The 16,187-nt window shown below is 40.0% G+C and carries 17 protein-coding genes; 11 read left to right on the plus strand and 6 right to left on the minus strand.

Annotated elements, in window-relative coordinates:
- Nucleotide 1 precedes the first annotated feature (1 nt).
- From TZ90_RS02920 to ezrA, 4 genes are all read left to right on the plus strand, one after another.
- Nucleotides 2-556, plus strand: a complete 555-nt coding sequence (locus TZ90_RS02920) for a DJ-1 family glyoxalase III (RefSeq protein ID WP_045611376.1) — start codon at nt 2-4, stop codon at nt 554-556.
- An 85-nt stretch (nt 557-641) separates the two neighbouring features.
- Nucleotides 642-1,205 (plus strand): HAD family hydrolase, encoded by a 564-nt coding sequence (locus TZ90_RS02925; protein WP_045612540.1) that lies wholly within the window; start codon nt 642-644, stop codon nt 1,203-1,205.
- 14 nt (nt 1,206-1,219) lie between these two features.
- Nucleotides 1,220-3,166, plus strand: coding sequence for a DNA topoisomerase (ATP-hydrolyzing) subunit B (gene gyrB / locus TZ90_RS02930; RefSeq protein WP_045611377.1), 1,947 nt, complete (start codon nt 1,220-1,222; stop codon nt 3,164-3,166).
- An 81-nt stretch (nt 3,167-3,247) separates the two neighbouring features.
- The gene (gene ezrA, locus TZ90_RS02935) at nt 3,248-4,975 is read left to right on the plus strand and encodes a septation ring formation regulator EzrA (RefSeq protein WP_045611379.1); all 1,728 of its coding nucleotides are present in this window, start codon (nt 3,248-3,250) and stop codon (nt 4,973-4,975) included.
- 51 nt (nt 4,976-5,026) lie between these two features.
- Here ezrA and TZ90_RS02940 read toward each other — a convergent pair whose 3' ends face one another.
- The 5 genes from TZ90_RS02940 to TZ90_RS02960 form a co-directional block, all read right to left on the minus strand.
- Entirely contained in the window at nt 5,027-5,659 is a 633-nt protein-coding gene (locus TZ90_RS02940) for a GNAT family N-acetyltransferase (RefSeq protein ID WP_045611380.1), read from the minus strand.
- A gap of 135 nt (nt 5,660-5,794) precedes the next feature.
- Nucleotides 5,795-6,094: a DUF1827 family protein gene (locus TZ90_RS02945; RefSeq protein WP_000767198.1), complete on the minus strand. Its 300-nt coding sequence runs from the start codon at nt 6,092-6,094 to the stop codon at nt 5,795-5,797.
- A gap of 58 nt (nt 6,095-6,152) precedes the next feature.
- Entirely contained in the window at nt 6,153-6,605 is a 453-nt protein-coding gene (locus tag TZ90_RS02950) for an NUDIX hydrolase (protein ID WP_045611382.1), read from the minus strand.
- A gap of 129 nt (nt 6,606-6,734) precedes the next feature.
- Nucleotides 6,735-8,993: an ATP-dependent Clp protease ATP-binding subunit gene (locus TZ90_RS02955; protein WP_045611384.1), complete on the minus strand. Its 2,259-nt coding sequence runs from the start codon at nt 8,991-8,993 to the stop codon at nt 6,735-6,737.
- A 229-nt stretch (nt 8,994-9,222) separates the two neighbouring features.
- The gene (locus TZ90_RS02960; RefSeq protein WP_000443570.1) at nt 9,223-9,453 is read right to left on the minus strand and encodes a DUF1797 family protein; all 231 of its coding nucleotides are present in this window, start codon (nt 9,451-9,453) and stop codon (nt 9,223-9,225) included.
- Between the two features lie 190 nt (nt 9,454-9,643).
- Between TZ90_RS02960 and TZ90_RS02965 the strand changes: the two genes are divergently transcribed.
- From TZ90_RS02965 to TZ90_RS02985, 5 genes are all read left to right on the plus strand, one after another.
- Nucleotides 9,644-10,327 (plus strand): amino acid ABC transporter permease, encoded by a 684-nt coding sequence (locus TZ90_RS02965; protein ID WP_001011639.1) that lies wholly within the window; start codon nt 9,644-9,646, stop codon nt 10,325-10,327.
- The gene (locus TZ90_RS02970) at nt 10,327-11,061 is read left to right on the plus strand and encodes an amino acid ABC transporter ATP-binding protein (protein WP_000140955.1); all 735 of its coding nucleotides are present in this window, start codon (nt 10,327-10,329) and stop codon (nt 11,059-11,061) included. Before TZ90_RS02965 ends, TZ90_RS02970 begins: the two co-directional genes overlap by 1 nt.
- Nucleotides 11,062-11,215: 154 nt before the next feature.
- Complete coding sequence (locus tag TZ90_RS02975; protein ID WP_045611387.1) at nt 11,216-12,076, plus strand: bifunctional methylenetetrahydrofolate dehydrogenase/methenyltetrahydrofolate cyclohydrolase; 861 nt, start codon at nt 11,216-11,218, stop codon at nt 12,074-12,076.
- Between the two features lie 63 nt (nt 12,077-12,139).
- The gene (locus TZ90_RS02980) at nt 12,140-12,961 is read left to right on the plus strand and encodes a hypothetical protein (protein WP_045611388.1); all 822 of its coding nucleotides are present in this window, start codon (nt 12,140-12,142) and stop codon (nt 12,959-12,961) included.
- Nucleotides 12,962-12,974: 13 nt separating this feature from the next.
- Complete coding sequence (locus TZ90_RS02985) at nt 12,975-13,826, plus strand: NAD(P)H-hydrate dehydratase (protein ID WP_045611389.1); 852 nt, start codon at nt 12,975-12,977, stop codon at nt 13,824-13,826.
- Between the two features lie 24 nt (nt 13,827-13,850).
- On the opposite strand, the gene TZ90_RS02990 is transcribed toward TZ90_RS02985, so the two are convergent.
- Nucleotides 13,851-14,036 carry a hypothetical protein gene (locus TZ90_RS02990; RefSeq protein WP_020902946.1) on the minus strand — a complete coding sequence of 62 codons (186 nt, stop codon included), beginning with the start codon at nt 14,034-14,036 and terminating at the stop codon, nt 13,851-13,853.
- 231 nt (nt 14,037-14,267) lie between these two features.
- Here TZ90_RS02990 and rpiA point away from each other — a divergent pair, with 231 nt between their 5' ends.
- Together rpiA and TZ90_RS03000 are read left to right on the plus strand one after the other, a co-directional pair.
- Entirely contained in the window at nt 14,268-14,951 is a 684-nt protein-coding gene (gene rpiA, locus TZ90_RS02995; RefSeq protein WP_045611392.1) for a ribose-5-phosphate isomerase RpiA, read from the plus strand.
- 23 nt (nt 14,952-14,974) lie between these two features.
- Nucleotides 14,975-16,186 (plus strand): phosphopentomutase, encoded by a 1,212-nt coding sequence (locus TZ90_RS03000; RefSeq protein ID WP_045611394.1) that lies wholly within the window; start codon nt 14,975-14,977, stop codon nt 16,184-16,186.
- Nucleotide 16,187: the final 1 nt, after the last annotated feature.

Genomic DNA, 16,187 nt, shown 5'->3' on the forward strand with positions numbered 1-16,187 from the left:
CATGGTTAAAGTAGCAGTCATGTTAGCTCAGGGCTTTGAAGAAATTGAAGCTTTGACAGTTGTAGATGTCTTGCGTCGGGCAAATATCATTTGTGATATGGTAGGATTTGAAGAGAAAGTGACGGGTTCGCATGCAATCCAAGTAAGTGCAGATCGTGTTTTTGATGGTGATTTATCAGACTATGACATGATTGTTCTTCCTGGAGGGATGCCTGGTTCTGCACATTTACGTGATAATCAGGTCTTGATTCAAGAATTGCAAAGCTTCGAACGAGAAGGAAAAAAACTAGCAGCTATTTGTGCTGCGCCAATTGCCCTCAATCAAGCAGGGCTATTGAAAAACAAGCAGTACACTTGTTATGACGGCGTTCAAGAACAAATCCTTGATGGTCACTACGTCAAGGAAACAGTAGTGGTAGATGGTCAATTGACAACTAGTCGAGGCCCTTCAACAGCCCTTGCTTTTGCCTACGAGTTGGTAGAGCAATTAGGAGGAGACGCAGAGACTTTACGAACAGGAATGCTTTATCGAGATGTCTTTGGTAAAAATCAGTAAAACGGGAGTCAAACTCTCGTTTTTTTATGTGGAAAAATCAGGGAAATCATCGCTTTTTTCATAAAAAAATGCTATAATGAAGGGTATGAAATATCACGATTACATCTGGGATTTAGGTGGAACTTTACTGGATAATTACGAAACTTCAACAGCTGCCTTTGTTGAAACATTGGCATTGTATGGCATCACACAAGACCATGACAGTGTCTATCAGGCTTTAAAGGTTTCTACTGATTTTGCGATTGAGACATTCGCTCCCAACTTAGAGAATTTTTTAGAAAAGTATAAGGAAAATGAAGCCAGAGAGCTTAAACACCCGATTTTATTTGATGGAGTTTCTGACTTATTGGAAGATATTTCAAATCAAGGTGGCCGTCATTTTTTAGTCTCTCATCGAAATGATCAGGTCTTGGAAATTTTAGAAAAAACCTCTATAGCAGCTTATTTTACAGAAGTGGTGACTTCTAACTCAGGCTTTAAGAGAAAACCAGATCCTGAGTCCATGATTTATTTAAGAGAAAAGTATCAGATTAACTCTGGTCTTGTAATTGGTGATCGACCGATTGATATCGAAGCTGGGCAAGCTGCAGGACTAGCTACCCACTTGTTTACCAGTATCGTGAATTTAAGACAAGTATTAGACATGTAAGAAAAAGGAATAAGATGACAGAAGAAATTAAAAATCTGCAGGCACAAGAATATGATGCCAGTCAAATTCAAGTTTTAGAGGGCTTAGAGGCTGTTCGTATGCGTCCAGGAATGTATATCGGATCAACCTCAAAAGAAGGTCTTCACCATCTAGTCTGGGAAATTGTTGATAACTCAATTGATGAGGCCTTGGCAGGATTTGCCAGTCATATTCAAGTCTTTATTGAGCCAGATGATTCGATTACTGTTGTCGATGATGGGCGTGGTATCCCCGTCGATATTCAGGAAAAAACAGGTCGACCTGCCGTTGAGACTGTCTTTACTGTCCTTCACGCTGGAGGAAAGTTTGGCGGTGGCGGATACAAGGTTTCAGGTGGTCTTCACGGAGTAGGGTCATCAGTAGTTAATGCCCTTTCCACTCAATTAGACGTTCATGTCCACAAAAACGGTAAGATTCATTACCAGGAATACCGTCGTGGTCATGTTGTTGCTGATCTTGAGGTGGTTGGGGATACAGATAGGACTGGAACAACGGTTCACTTCACACCAGACCCAGAAATCTTTACGGAAACAACAACCTTTGATTTTGATAAATTAAATAAACGGATTCAAGAGTTGGCCTTTCTAAATCGTGGTCTTCAAATCTCCATCACAGATAAGCGTGAGGGGTTAGAACAAACTAAGCATTACCACTATGAAGGTGGGATTGCTAGTTACGTTGAATATATCAACGAGAACAAGGATGTAATCTTTGATACACCAATCTACACAGATGGTGAAATGGATGATATCACAGTTGAAGTAGCCATGCAGTACACAACAGGTTACCATGAAAATGTCATGAGTTTCGCCAATAATATTCATACCCATGAAGGTGGAACGCATGAGCAAGGTTTCCGTACAGCCTTGACACGTGTTATCAACGATTATGCTCGTAAGAATAAGTTACTGAAAGACAATGAAGACAACTTAACAGGAGAAGATGTCCGTGAAGGACTAACTGCAGTTATCTCAGTTAAACACCCAAATCCACAGTTTGAAGGACAAACCAAAACCAAACTGGGGAATAGTGAAGTAGTCAAGATTACCAATCGCCTCTTCAGTGATGCCTTCTCTGATTTCCTCATGGAAAATCCACAGATAGCTAAACGTATCGTGGAAAAAGGGATTTTGGCTGCTAAAGCTCGTGTGGCTGCCAAGCGTGCGCGTGAAGTCACTCGTAAAAAATCTGGTTTGGAAATTTCCAACCTTCCAGGTAAACTAGCAGATTGTTCTTCAAATAATCCTGCTGAAACAGAACTTTTCATCGTCGAAGGAGACTCAGCAGGTGGCTCAGCTAAATCTGGTCGTAACCGTGAATTTCAAGCTATCCTTCCAATTCGCGGTAAGATTTTGAACGTTGAAAAGGCAAGTATGGATAAGATTCTAGCTAACGAAGAAATTCGTAGTCTTTTCACTGCGATGGGAACAGGATTTGGTGCAGAATTTGATGTTTCAAAAGCTCGTTACCAAAAACTCGTTCTGATGACCGATGCCGATGTCGATGGAGCCCACATTCGTACACTTCTTTTAACCTTGATTTATCGTTATATGAAACCAATTCTAGAAGCTGGTTATGTTTATATCGCCCAACCACCAATCTATGGTGTTAAGGTTGGAAGCGAGATTAAAGAATATATCCAGCCAGGAGCAGACCAAGAAATTAAACTCCAAGAAGCCTTAGCCCGCCACAGTGAAGGTCGTGTCAAACCAACTATTCAGAGGTATAAAGGTCTTGGTGAAATGGACGATCATCAGTTATGGGAAACAACAATGGATCCCGAGCATCGCTTGATGGCCAGAGTTTCTGTGGATGACGCAGCTGAGGCAGATAAAATCTTTGATATGTTGATGGGGGATCGAGTAGAGCCTCGTCGTGAATTTATCGAAGAAAATGCCGTCTATAGTACACTTGATGTCTAAAAAATCGGGAGAAGTAGTTCCCTTGGTCTAAAAAATATGATATAATCATTACGATTGTTTCAAGTAAAAAAGGAGTTTAATATGTCTGGTAGTCTAGTAATATATCTTGCAATTGCAGTTGCAGTTTTCTTAGTGATTGCCTATGCTATCGCAATCTACGTACGAAAACGCAATGAAAGTAAATTAGCAATTTTAGAAGAGAAAAAAGAAGAGCTGTACAATCTTCCAGTAAACGATGAAGTTGAAGCTGTAAAAAACATGCATTTGATTGGACAAAGTCAAGTGACTTTCCGTGAATGGAATCAAAAATGGGTTGACCTATCTCTTAACTCTTTTGCCGATATCGAAAATAATCTTTTTGAGGCAGAAGGCTATAACAACTCATTCCGTTTTTTCAAGGCCAGTCATCAAATCGACCAAATTGAGAGCCAAATTACCTTGATTGAAGAAGATATTGCAGCAATTCGCAATGCTTTAGCAGATTTGGAGAAACAAGAGTCTAAAAATAGTGGACGTGTTCTTCATACCTTGGACTTGTTTGAAGAGTTACAACACCGAGTGGCTGATCATTCTGAAGAATATGGCCAAGGTTTATCTGAAATCGAAAAACAATTGGAAAATATCCAATCAGAGTTTTCTCAGTTTGTTACTCTAAACACTTCAGGTGACCCAGTAGAAGCTGCTGTGATTTTGGATAATGCTGAAAATCATATCTTGGCTTTGAGTCACATTGTTGACCGCTTGCCAGCGATTGTAAAAACATTATCTAAAGAGCTACCTGATCAATTGGATGATTTGGAGGATGGTTACCGTAAGCTTTTAGATGCTAACTATCATTTTGCTGAAACGGATATTGAATCTCGCTTCCAATTGCTTTATGAAGCTTTGAAGAAAAACCACGAAAATATTGCACAATTAGAGTTGGATAATGCTGAGTATGAAAATACTCAAGTTCAAGAAGAAATCAATTCACTCTATGATATCTTTACACGAGAAATCGCTGCTCAAAAAGTAGTAGAAGGCTTAGTTGCAACACTTCCTACATATTTGAAACACATGAAAGATAGTAATGCTGTTTTAGTGGAAGATATTCAACGATTGAGTAACAATTACCTGCTATCTGAAACGGATGTTAGTCATGTTCATAGATTACAAGCTGAGTTAGAATCTTTAGAAGAATCTGTATTGGAATTAAATTCTGAACAAGAGGAACATTCTGAACCTTATTCATTCCTTGAAGATCGCTTGGAAAACTTACAAGCGACTTTGAAGGAAATTGAAGATGAACAAGTTGCGGTTAGTCAACGTCTTGCTCAGATTGAAAAAGATGATATCAATGCTCGCCAGAAGGCAAATGTTTATGTTAATCGTCTTCACACAATTAAGAGATATATGGAAAAACGTAATCTTCCAGGTATTCCTCAGAATTTCTTACAGTTGTTCTTTACAGCAAGTAACCATACTGAAGAATTGATGGCTGAACTAGAAGAAGCTCGGGTTAATATCGAAGCTGTGAACCGGATGCTTGAAATTACAACAAATGATATGAACGCACTTGAAGAAGAAACCTATAATATTGTTCAATATGCAACATTGACAGAACAATTACTACAGTATTCGAACCGTTACCGCTCATTTGATGAACGAATTCAAGAAGCCTTTAATGAATCATTAGAAATTTTTGAAAAAGAATTTAATTACCATGCTTCATTTGATAAGATTTCGCAAGCTTTGGAAGTTGCAGAACCAGGTGTAACCAACCGTTTTGTCACTTCATACGAAAAAACACGTGAGACGATTCGTTTCTAACATAATAAAAAAGATTTGGTTCTGTGATAAGCAGCACCAAATCTTTTTTATTTATTCATTCATTGTTTTTAAAAATGCCCAGTTACCAATTGATCTTGAACCGTATTCTATCTCCATAAAGTTTAGTAGGACATAATCGTTTTTTTCGTAGAATGAGGCATTTCTAGCTGTGCTGGTAATGAAACCCAAGTGTTTACAGCCTTTTGATTTGACATAAGGTTCAATCCCTTGTGTCAGAAAAGTACTGCCAATTCCCTGTCCCTTACTTGCTGTATTAACAGCTAAAGCCATCAAATACCAATCAAACTCTCCTGCTTGTTCTAAGTGCTTTTTGGAACGTTTTATAAAGTCAAAGTATTTAAAAAGATTTCGTGGTCGAATGTAGCGAAAAATGTTTGTTCCGCCATTTCGTAGATAGGATAGTATACAGAAATCCTTTTGTTGCAAAAGGGCGACTGCAAGTAATTCTCCATCTTGTTCCGCAACCAAACAGTTTCCTTTTTGAATATAGACTCTAGTAAGCAGAATTTGCAATGTTTCTACAAAAGCAGGATAGGAGTCAGGTTTCTTCAAATCGTCTTTTAAAATCGTTAAAAAAGGATAGTCAAGAAAGGAATTAGCTAATAGTTTTCCAATTTTTTCGTACTCCTCAATTCTTGCCTCTCTATATATTATGTCTCCCATGTTCGTCTCCTTAGTTACCTATAAAACTGTGTTTGATAGGATTTTAAGATAAAAAATTGGAGAGTATTAAAAAAGCAAGTGAGAACCTCGTTTTGTGCTGTAAGGTTCAAAAAACTTTTTAATCTCTCCAAAATGTTATTTTGTTGGAATCGAAATTCCAATTAATTTTTCTGAATAGAGGGTTTTAATATTGGCCTCATCAATAGAGTCCTTATCAATTTTACGTTTCAAGAAAAACTCTTGGATGGCTTCGATTTCGGTTTCGCGAATAGCACGGTGTTTATTTGAGATGAGGATTTCATAGTGAAGCGGAGCTTGGGTAAAAATAACATCTGTATTTCCTGCTGAGTAAACTTCAACAAGGGTTGCATCTGTACTCTCTAGCTGGCTTTTTACAAGTTGCGAGTGTGAGTTTGTCGTATTGATAAGCTTCATAACATTTCCTCCGATTTTCTAATTCTATTATAGCACTTTTTAAATAAAGTAGCTTGATTTAGTCAATCTTATGCTGTTTTTTCCAAGATTGGATTGCCCATTTATGACTACCACGTTTGAGATTTTCAATAGCCTCGTCAATAGGGAACCAGGCAATATGATTAAAATCTTCTAATGGTTTTTGTACTTCTTTGAAGGAAGTCGCTTCATAAAGGTAGGCAGGATTGTAGTAGTAGGTATCACGGTGACGAGAGTAGAAATATTCGTCAGCTTGTCCATAGTAGGTACCAATTTCAGCTGTGAAGCCAAGTTCTTCAATCAATTCACGCTTTAGGGCTTCCTGATGGTTTTCACCTGCTTCAATTTCACCACCTGGTAGGAACCAAGCACCATTAGGTGCTTGAACAAGAACAATTTGTTTTCGCTCAGCATCAGGGATAACAGCATATACGCCATAACGAGAAACATAGTCTGTATTCGCTTTTTTTTCTCCGAAAGTTGGGTTTGCCATTGCATTTTCCTCATTATCTATTATCTTTATTATTATCTTAATGGACAAAGGCCGAGCTGTCAAGAATTTATAGTTATTTTAGTAAAAAGAAGCAGAAAATTTTCATTTTCTACTCCTTTTCTATAGGATTTATTTTTCTGTTTCAGAAGTTTTCACTTCAGCTTTTTTGGCAGACTTAATTTGTATCTTGCCCTTGCTGGTCATAACTGCCTTGAGGTCTTTTTCACTTGGGTTTTCAAGGTAGTAGTCAGTGATGGCGTCCTCGATATAGTCTTGAATGGTACGACGGAGTGGGCGAGCTCCCATTTTTGGGTCATAACCGAGGTCAACCAATTTTTCCTTGACCTTGTCTGTCACATCTAAATGAATGTTGTTGCTGGAGAGGCGCTTATTAACATCAGCTAGCATGAGCTCGACGATTTGAAGGAGATTATCCTTGCTGAGAGCTTTGAACTCGATGATGCCGTCAAAACGGTTCATAAACTCTGGGCTAAAGAAGTTACCGAGTTCACCGAGAACAGAGTTGGTACGTCCTTCGCGAGCTGCGCCAAAACCAACACTGGCTTCGGCCTTACCTGTACCTGCATTTGAGGTCATGATAATAATGGCGTCCTTGAAGCTAACGGTACGTCCTTGTCCATCTGTCAAACGACCATCGTCCAAGACCTGAAGGAACATATGCATGACATCTGGATGGGCTTTTTCTACTTCATCTAAGAGAATAAGAGAGTAGGGATTACGGCGGACTTTTTCCGTTAATTGCCCAGCTTCATCGTAGCCGACATAACCTGGAGGGGCACCGACTAACTTAGCAACGCTGTGTTTTTCCATGTATTCACTCATGTCAAAGCGAATCATGCTGTCAGCAGAACCAAAAAGTTCAATGGCTAGTTGTTTGGAAAGTTCTGTCTTACCGACACCCGTTGGTCCGACAAATAGGAAGCTTCCAATTGGGCGATTAGGCGTCCCAAGTCCAACACGATTACGGCGAATAGCCTTAGCAATCTTATCGACAGCATCGTCCTGTCCAATAACATGAGACTTGAGGTCTTCAGCTAGATGGATGAGTTGAGATTGTTCTTTCTCTTTCAAATCTCCAACAGGGATATTGGTTTTCTGTTCGATAATGTGCTCAATGGTTTTCTCACTGATGATAGGAGTATCTTGGTCTGTGACCTTTTTCTTTTGCATTTCCTTATATTTAGCAATCTGGTCACGGAAGTAGGCAGCTTTTTCAAAATCTTCCTCTCGTGTAGCTTGAGATTTGAGATTTTCAGCTTCAATCAAGCGTTGATCAATCACTTTAGGATCCACAAAATTCAAGGTTAAGTTCATCTTAGAACCTGCTTCATCTAGGAGGTCAATGGCCTTGTCAGGTAAGAAGCGATCTTGTATGTAGCGATTGGAAAGAGTTGCAGCTGCTTCAATTGCGGCATCGGTATATTGAACGTGGTGGTAGTCTTCGTATTTCTTTTGAATGCCTTTGAGGATAGTGATTGTTTCTTCCACCGTTGGTTCATCGACCTTAACCGGTTGCATACGACGCTCTAGGGCCGCATCCTTTTCAATGATACGGTATTCATTAAGGGTAGTAGCACCGACCAGTTGTAGTTCCCCACGAGCAAGGGCTGGCTTGAGGATATTTCCTGCATCCATATTGCCATCGCCTGCAGAACCTGCACCGACAATTTCATGGATTTCATCGATAAAGAGGATGATGTCCTCACGTTTGCGAATTTCTTCCATGAGCTTTTGCATGCGTTCTTCAAATTGTCCACGGATACCGGTTCCTTGAACTAGGCTAACCACATCCAGACGGATGACTTGTTTACCTTGTAGTTTATGTGGAACATCGCCATCAACGATTTTCTGAGCTAGACCTTCGACAACGGCAGTTTTTCCGACACCTGGTTCACCGATAAGAACAGGATTATTCTTGGTTCTGCGATTGAGAATCTCGATGACACGGATAATCTCATCATCGCGTCCAATAACGGGGTCGATATCGCCACGACGAGCAATCTCAGTTACATTGATACCAAATTCTTCTAGTAGGCCTTTTTCTTGGCTTGGAGGCGGAGTTTGGGCAGGTCCACGATTTTGGGAGCCATAACCGCCGTTTCCACCGTAGCCTCCACCTGATTGGGTTGGGGGAGTTGGAGGAGTATTGTTAGAAGGTCTGAAATTGTTTAGGTCATTGAAGAAATCGCCGAAAGGATCAAAGTCACGATTGTTCAGATCCGTCATACCTTGAAAGAGGCTATTGTTAGGATCTGTCTTGATAATCTTATAGCAGTTTTGACAGAGGTCAATTTGTTTTTGTTTTCCATTGAGATTGGTATAAAGATGAATTGTTGAGTCATTGATTTTACAGTTTTGACAAAGCATACATCTACCTCATTTCTTTCTTTAGCCTGACCTGTTTAAAGGTCAAAAATAGTCAAATTTCTATACTCTCATTATAACAGGATTGGGGTGTAAAGCAAGTAAAAAGATTGCAGCTTTGAGAAGTTGTTACAATGAAAATCTTTGGGAATTTGAGTTATAAAAAAATCCTATTTGTGAGACAAAAAGGATTTTGGTTAGACATGCAGGGGCAATCCCAGCTTGTTTTGTATTAGTAAAGGAGTTCGTAAATCTCCATTGCAATCAAGTCAATGCTGTCAAACGTATAAGTTTCGCGAGCTTCTACATCACGAAGGGTAAAGATTGATCCGTTTTCTTCGTCGTGGCTGTATGCAACTTCTGCAACAACAACTCCTTCGCGTTCAAAATTACGTTTTAAATTTCCGCCGTCTTTTGCCATTGCTTCAAGGCGGTTGATGATTCTAACCAAATGTGATTCCATTTTGATTCTCCTTCATTTCTTATCGTTACTATTTTACCATAAAGAAGGTCAACTTGCCTAGAAAAAACTAAGATTTCTCGCTAATTCTACCAGCTTAAAGATTTTTTGAATAAATTAGACAAAAGATTTGAATTTTAATTCAACTCATGTTATAATCATACAGTATTCTATTTTAGAAAGCAGTGAGACTATGAATTTTTCTTTTTTACCAAAGTATTTACCTTATTTTAACTATGGGGCTGTTGTGACGGTTCTCATTTCTATCTGCGTTGTCTTTTTTGGGACTATTTTGGGTGTTGTCTTGGCTTTTGGGCAACGTTCAAAGTTTAAACCGCTTGTTTGGCTTGCCAACTTGTACGTTTGGATTTTCCGTGGGACACCGATGATGGTTCAGATTATGATTGCCTTTGCTCTTATGCATATCAATGCTCCGACTATTCAGGTCGGGATTTTGGGTGTTGATCTTTCTCGTCTGATTCCAGGGATTTTGATTATCTCAATGAACAGTGGTGCTTATGTTTCTGAGACTGTTCGGGCTGGGATTAATGCGGTTCCAAAAGGTCAACTAGAGGCGGCCTATTCTTTAGGGATCCGTCCTAAAAATGCCATGCGCTATGTGATTTTGCCACAAGCTATCAAAAATATCTTGCCAGCATTGGGAAACGAATTTATCACTATTATCAAGGATAGTTCTCTCTTATCAGCTATTGGTGTCATGGAGTTGTGGAATGGGGCTACAACAGTTTCTACAACAACTTATCTACCTCTGACTCCACTTTTATTTGCAGCCTTTTACTATTTGATTATGACTTCTATTTTGACAGTGGCTTTGAAAGCTTTTGAAAAACGTATGGGACAAGGAGATAAGAAATAATGACAGAAACCTTGATAAAAATCGAAAATTTACATAAATCCTTTGGAAAGAATGAAGTATTGAAGGGCATCAACCTCGAGATTAAAAGAGGAGAAGTTGTCGTTATCATCGGTCCTTCAGGGAGCGGGAAATCTACCTTGCTTCGTTCTATGAATTTGTTGGAAGAAGCAACCAAGGGGAAGGTTATCTTTGAGGGAGTCGATATTACGGACAAGAAGAATGACCTGTTTGCCATGCGTGAGAAGATGGGCATGGTTTTCCAACAATTTAACCTCTTTCCTAATATGACTGTGATGGAAAATATTACCTTGTCACCTATCAAGACCAAAGGTGAAAGCAAGGCAGTTGCTGAGAAGAGAGCCCAAGAGCTTTTGGAAAAAGTTGGTTTGCCAGATAAGGCAACTGCTTATCCACAGAGTTTGTCTGGTGGCCAGCAACAACGGATTGCCATCGCGCGTGGGTTGGCTATGGAACCAGATGTTTTGCTCTTTGACGAGCCAACCTCAGCCTTGGACCCTGAGATGGTAGGAGAGGTACTGGCTGTTATGCAAGACCTTGCCAAGTCAGGAATGACCATGGTTATCGTAACACATGAAATGGGATTTGCCCGTGAGGTGGCAGACCGTGTCATCTTTATGGCAGACGGAGTGGTTGTTGAAGATGGGACACCTGAGCAGATTTTTGAACAGACCCAAGAACAACGGACTAAGGACTTCTTGAGTAAGGTTTTATAATCTATTTTAAAATTTCAAGACAAGATTAGTGAAAAGCTCGACCCGAGCTTTTTCTTATAGTTTGAAACTATAGGGTTGCCTAGGAAAGAAGTGTTAGAGGGGACTAGCAGTTTTTGGTATAATGTAAGATAGTTTGAAAGAAAAGAGAAGTGATATGACACAGATTATTGATGGGAAAGCTTTAGCGGCCAAATTGCAGGGGGAGTTGGCTGAAAAGACTGCAAAATTAAAGGAAGAATCAGGTCTAGTACCTGGTTTGGTAGTGATTTTGGTGGGAGACAATCCAGCCAGCCAAGTCTACGTTCGCAACAAGGAACGGTCAGCTCTCGCTGCTGGCTTCCGTAGTGAAGTAGTGCGAGTTCCAGAGACCATTACCCAAGCGGAATTGTTAGACTTGATTGCCAAATACAATCAAGATCCAGCTTGGCATGGGATTTTGGTCCAGTTACCTTTACCAAAACATATCAATGAAGAGGCAGTTTTATTAGCCATTGACCCCGAAAAAGATGTGGATGGTTTCCATCCCCTAAACATGGGTCGCCTCTGGTCTGGTCATCCAGTTATGATTCCTTCGACACCTGCAGGAATTATGGAGATGTTTCATGAATATGGGATTGATCTAGAAGGTAAAAATGCGGTCGTCATCGGTCGTTCAAATATCGTTGGAAAACCCATGGCCCAGCTTCTTTTGGCCAAGAATGCAACAGTGACCTTGACTCACTCACGGACTCATAATCTTGCTAAGGTGGCTGCAAAAGCGGATATTCTTGTGGTCGCAATTGGTCGTGCTAAGTTTGTGACTGCTGATTTTGTGAAACCAGGTGCGGTTGTCATCGATGTCGGGATGAACCGCTATGAAAATGGTAAGCTCTGTGGGGATGTGGATTATGAGGCAGTTGCCCCACTTGCTAGCCATATTACGCCAGTTCCTGGAGGTGTAGGTCCTATGACCATTACTATGCTGATGGAGCAAACTTATCAAGCAGCACTCCGGACATTGGAGAGAAAATTTTAAAAGTAAGTTTATAAAAGGAGGTATGCGCTTCCTTTTTGTTGTATAATGGAGTGAGGTGATTAGATGATTTTAAAAATTTATAATGGAGAATATAGTTTACAATGGGATAGAATATACTACTTAGCACTAATTGATTATCCAAATATTCAAGAGTGGGAATTAGAAAAAATTGCTAAATTTATAGCTTACGAAAAACTTCATAGACGTCAAACAAGTATTGAGTGTGCTGATTCTTGTTTAAAAAAAGAAATTTTAGATTACATCTGTCAGCATCCCTTTCTGCCACCATTTACCCCTACAGATAAAAGAGTAGCCTCGACTTATGATCTACATAAGAGGTTAGTGACTTCAGACTACTGTAGTCATACTACGACTATAGATGTAGCGATTTCTATCTTTAAAACAGGTCAGATTTTATCTGCTGTGAAAGCCTTTGGGCGAGATGCTGAGGAGTTGGTTTTGGATAGTAGAAATGCTGCATCGGATCCGATAGATTATTTTGACTATGTCATGTTAGGGTGGTCAAATACAAGTTCTGGTTATCGATTAGCGATGGAGCGTTTATTAGGTCGAGCTCCTTCAGAGAAAGAATTACAAGACAAGTTTATTCCTGGAGTAAGTTTTCATTTTATCTATACAGATTTGATTAAAGTTCCTGGTTATATTTTTGATGGTTACCATGCTGTAAAAATTAAGGACATGCTTAATTTATTAAGTGAGTTGTATATTTGCATTATTCCAACTCATAATAAGAGCCAATTTGAAAATATTATTCCAACCAAAATACAAGATAGGGTGTATTATCTTGACTATGCTGGAGAAGACTTAGAAGAGTGGACTAAGAAAGTCTATCAAGTTGTTTTAAAACAATCAGATAAAGGATAGTTGAGGAAAAACGATGAGAGTGATTGAGCAAGCATTATTAGAAAAAGTCATTATTGAACGTTCTCGCACCAGTCATAAAGGAGACTATGGTCGTTTGCTGTTGCTTGGTGGGACTTATCCTTATGGTGGTGCTATCATCATGGCTGCTTTGGCGGCTGTTAAAAGTGGAGCTGGTTTGGTGACCGTTGGAACGGACAGGGAAAATATCCCTGCTCTACACAGCCATTTGCCTGAGGCTATGGCCTTTTCTCTGCAAGACCAGCAATTGTTACAAGAGCAATTGGAGAAGGCAGAAGTTGTCTTGCTGGGACCTGGTTTACGAGACGATGCTTTTGGAGAAGATCTAGTAAAACAAGTCTTTGTTAATTTAAGCCAAAATCAGATTTTGATTGTAGATGGTGGTGCCCTGACCATTCTTGCTAGAACAAGTTTGTCATTTCAATCTAACCAGCTTATCCTAACTCCCCACCAAAAGGAGTGGGAAAAACTGTCTGGTATTGCTATTGAAAAGCAAAACGAAGATGCAACAGCTAGTGCCCTGACTTCCTTTCCTCAAGGAACAATTTTGGTGGAGAAAGGTCCAGCTACACGTATTTGGCAAGTTGGTCAATCTGATTATTACCAGTTACAGGTTGGCGGTCCCTATCAGGCAACTGGTGGTATGGGAGATACACTAGCTGGGATGATCGCAGGATTTGTAGGCCAATTCCGACAGGCCAGTCTCTACGAGCGTGTGGCAGTAGCGACTCATTTTCATTCAGCCATAGCCCAAGAACTATCTCAAGAATATTATGTGGTCTTGCCGACGGAAATCAGTAGCCGTCTTCCCAAAATAATGAAAAAAATATCTCAAAAAGGCACCTGATCGTTTCAGGCGCCTTTATATCTTTTAGAAAAATCCTTTAATCTTTCCAACGAGGCCATCTAGACCTTCAGAACCAGAAATCAACTGCTGAGCTTGCGCGAAGTATTCTCCGAGTTGATCTTGATTTTCTGCAACGAATGTTTTTGCAGCTTCAAAATCTTTTGTCTCGATTAGTTCTTTTACTTGATTAAACAAATCTAATGGGTTCATCTTATTTCTCCTTTTCTGTACTTACCTATTTAATCATCTTTATGATAAAAATCAACTTTAATTTTTAAAGAGCTTTCGAAATCTAGATTTAGGAATTTTTGATCTGTATACAAGCATGGAGAAAGAAAATTAGAAATCATAGATAAAAATGTTCGGTTTTTTTCAGTGTATCCATGAAATAAAAAGTGATACATGTTATAATAAAGTTAGCTCTTTAATGGAGGTGTTTGAGTGGAAAATCTGAAAAAAATGGCAGGTATCAAGGCTGCTGAATTTGTCAAGGATGGCATGGTAGTCGGACTTGGAACGGGTTCTACTGCCTATTATTTTGTAGAAGAAGTTGGTCGTCGTATCAAGGAAGAAGGATTGCAGATTACAGCTGTAACGACTTCTAGTGTGACTAGTAAACAGGCTGAAGGGCTTAATATCCCACTCAAGTCTATTGACCAAGTAGACTTTGTCGATGTGACAGTCGATGGGGCGGATGAAGTGGATAGTCAGTTTAATGGAATCAAAGGCGGTGGTGGTGCCCTCCTGATGGAGAAGGTTGTTGCAACGCCCTCAAAAGACTACATTTGGGTAGTGGATGAAAACAAGCTGGTCGACAAACTAGGTGCTTTTAAATTGCCTGTAGAAGTGGTTCAGTATGGCGCAGAACAAGTCTTTCGTCGTTTTGAGCGAGCTGGCTACAAACCAAGTTTCCGTGAAAAAGACGGCCAACGTTTTGTGACGGATATGCAGAACTTTATCATTGACTTAGCCTTGGATGTCATCGAAGATCCAATTGCTTTCGGACAAGAATTGGACCATATCGTTGGTGTCGTGGAGCACGGCTTGTTTAACCAAATGGTGGATAAGGTCATCGTTGCTGGACGAGACGGGGTTCAGATTTTAACTTCAACAAAAACAAGATAACTAAAATAATAAGGAGATACACTATGTCAAAATTTAATCGTATTCACTTGGTAGTACTGGATTCTGTAGGAATCGGTGCTGCACCAGATGCCAATAACTTTGTCAATGCAGGGGTTCCAGACGGAGCTTCGGACACACTGGGACACATTTCAAAAACAGTTGGTTTGAATGTGCCAAACATGGCTAAAATCGGTCTTGGAAATATTCCTCGGGAAACTCCTCTTAAGACTGTAGCAGCCGAAAGCAATCCAACAGGATATGCAACAAAATTAGAGGAAGTATCTCTTGGTAAGGATACCATGACTGGACACTGGGAAATCATGGGGCTTAATATTACTGAGCCTTTTGATACTTTCTGGAACGGATTCCCAGAAGAAATCCTGACAAAAATCGAAGAATTTTCAGGACGTAAGGTCATTCGTGAAGCCAATAAACCTTACTCAGGTACAGCTGTTATCGATGATTTTGGACCTCGTCAGATGGAAACTGGAGAGTTGATTATCTATACTTCAGCTGACCCTGTTTTGCAAATTGCTGCCCACGAAGACATCATTCCTCTGGATGAATTGTACCGTATCTGTGAATACGCTCGTTCGATTACACTTGAACGTCCTGCCCTTCTTGGTCGTATCATTGCTCGCCCTTATGTAGGTGAACCAGGTAACTTCACTCGTACAGCCAACCGTCGTGACTTGGCCGTATCTCCATTTGCACCGACTGTTTTGGATAAATTGAATGAAGCTGGTATCGATACTTACGCTGTTGGTAAAATCAACGATATCTTTAACGGTGCGGGTATCAACCATGACATGGGTCACAACAAGTCAAACAGCCACGGAATTGATACACTATTGAAGACGATGGGTCTTGCTGAGTTTGAAAAAGGATTCTCTTTCACAAACTTGGTTGACTTTGATGCCCTTTACGGCCACCGTCGTAATGCTCACGGTTACCGTGATTGCTTGCATGAGTTTGATGAACGCTTACCTGAAATTATCGCAGCTATGAGAGAGAATGACCTTCTCTTGATTACTGCGGACCATGGAAATGACCCAACTTACGCAGGAACAGACCACACTCGTGAATATATTCCATTGTTGGCTTACAGCCCTGCCTTTAAAGGAAATGGGGTCATTCCAGTCGGACATTTTGCAGATATATCAGCGACTATTGCCGATAACTTTGACGTGGAAACTGCCATGATTGGGGAAAGCTTCTTAGATAAATTGGTATAAG

Source organism: Streptococcus mitis (assembly GCF_000960005.1).
GTDB classification, from domain to species: Bacteria; Bacillota; Bacilli; order Lactobacillales; family Streptococcaceae; genus Streptococcus; species Streptococcus mitis_CK.

Bases quoted from the DNA above. Each gene is read 5' to 3' on its own strand.
- TZ90_RS02920 (WP_045611376.1), top strand. From the start codon at position 2: ATGGTTAAAGTAGCAGTCATGTTAGCTCAGGGCTTTGAAGAAATTGAA.
- TZ90_RS02925 (WP_045612540.1), top strand. From the start codon at position 642: ATGAAATATCACGATTACATCTGGGATTTAGGTGGAACTTTACTGGAT.
- gyrB (WP_045611377.1), top strand. From the start codon at position 1,220: ATGACAGAAGAAATTAAAAATCTGCAGGCACAAGAATATGATGCCAGT.
- ezrA (WP_045611379.1), top strand. From the start codon at position 3,248: ATGTCTGGTAGTCTAGTAATATATCTTGCAATTGCAGTTGCAGTTTTC.
- TZ90_RS02940 (WP_045611380.1), bottom strand. From the start codon at position 5,659: ATGGGAGACATAATATATAGAGAGGCAAGAATTGAGGAGTACGAAAAA.
- TZ90_RS02945 (WP_000767198.1), bottom strand. From the start codon at position 6,094: ATGAAGCTTATCAATACGACAAACTCACACTCGCAACTTGTAAAAAGC.
- TZ90_RS02950 (WP_045611382.1), bottom strand. From the start codon at position 6,605: ATGGCAAACCCAACTTTCGGAGAAAAAAAAGCGAATACAGACTATGTT.
- TZ90_RS02955 (WP_045611384.1), bottom strand. From the start codon at position 8,993: ATGCTTTGTCAAAACTGTAAAATCAATGACTCAACAATTCATCTTTAT.
- TZ90_RS02960 (WP_000443570.1), bottom strand. From the start codon at position 9,453: ATGGAATCACATTTGGTTAGAATCATCAACCGCCTTGAAGCAATGGCA.
- TZ90_RS02965 (WP_001011639.1), top strand. From the start codon at position 9,644: ATGAATTTTTCTTTTTTACCAAAGTATTTACCTTATTTTAACTATGGG.
- TZ90_RS02970 (WP_000140955.1), top strand. From the start codon at position 10,327: ATGACAGAAACCTTGATAAAAATCGAAAATTTACATAAATCCTTTGGA.
- TZ90_RS02975 (WP_045611387.1), top strand. From the start codon at position 11,216: ATGACACAGATTATTGATGGGAAAGCTTTAGCGGCCAAATTGCAGGGG.
- TZ90_RS02980 (WP_045611388.1), top strand. From the start codon at position 12,140: ATGATTTTAAAAATTTATAATGGAGAATATAGTTTACAATGGGATAGA.
- TZ90_RS02985 (WP_045611389.1), top strand. From the start codon at position 12,975: ATGAGAGTGATTGAGCAAGCATTATTAGAAAAAGTCATTATTGAACGT.
- TZ90_RS02990 (WP_020902946.1), bottom strand. From the start codon at position 14,036: ATGAACCCATTAGATTTGTTTAATCAAGTAAAAGAACTAATCGAGACA.
- TZ90_RS03000 (WP_045611394.1), top strand. From the start codon at position 14,975: ATGTCAAAATTTAATCGTATTCACTTGGTAGTACTGGATTCTGTAGGA.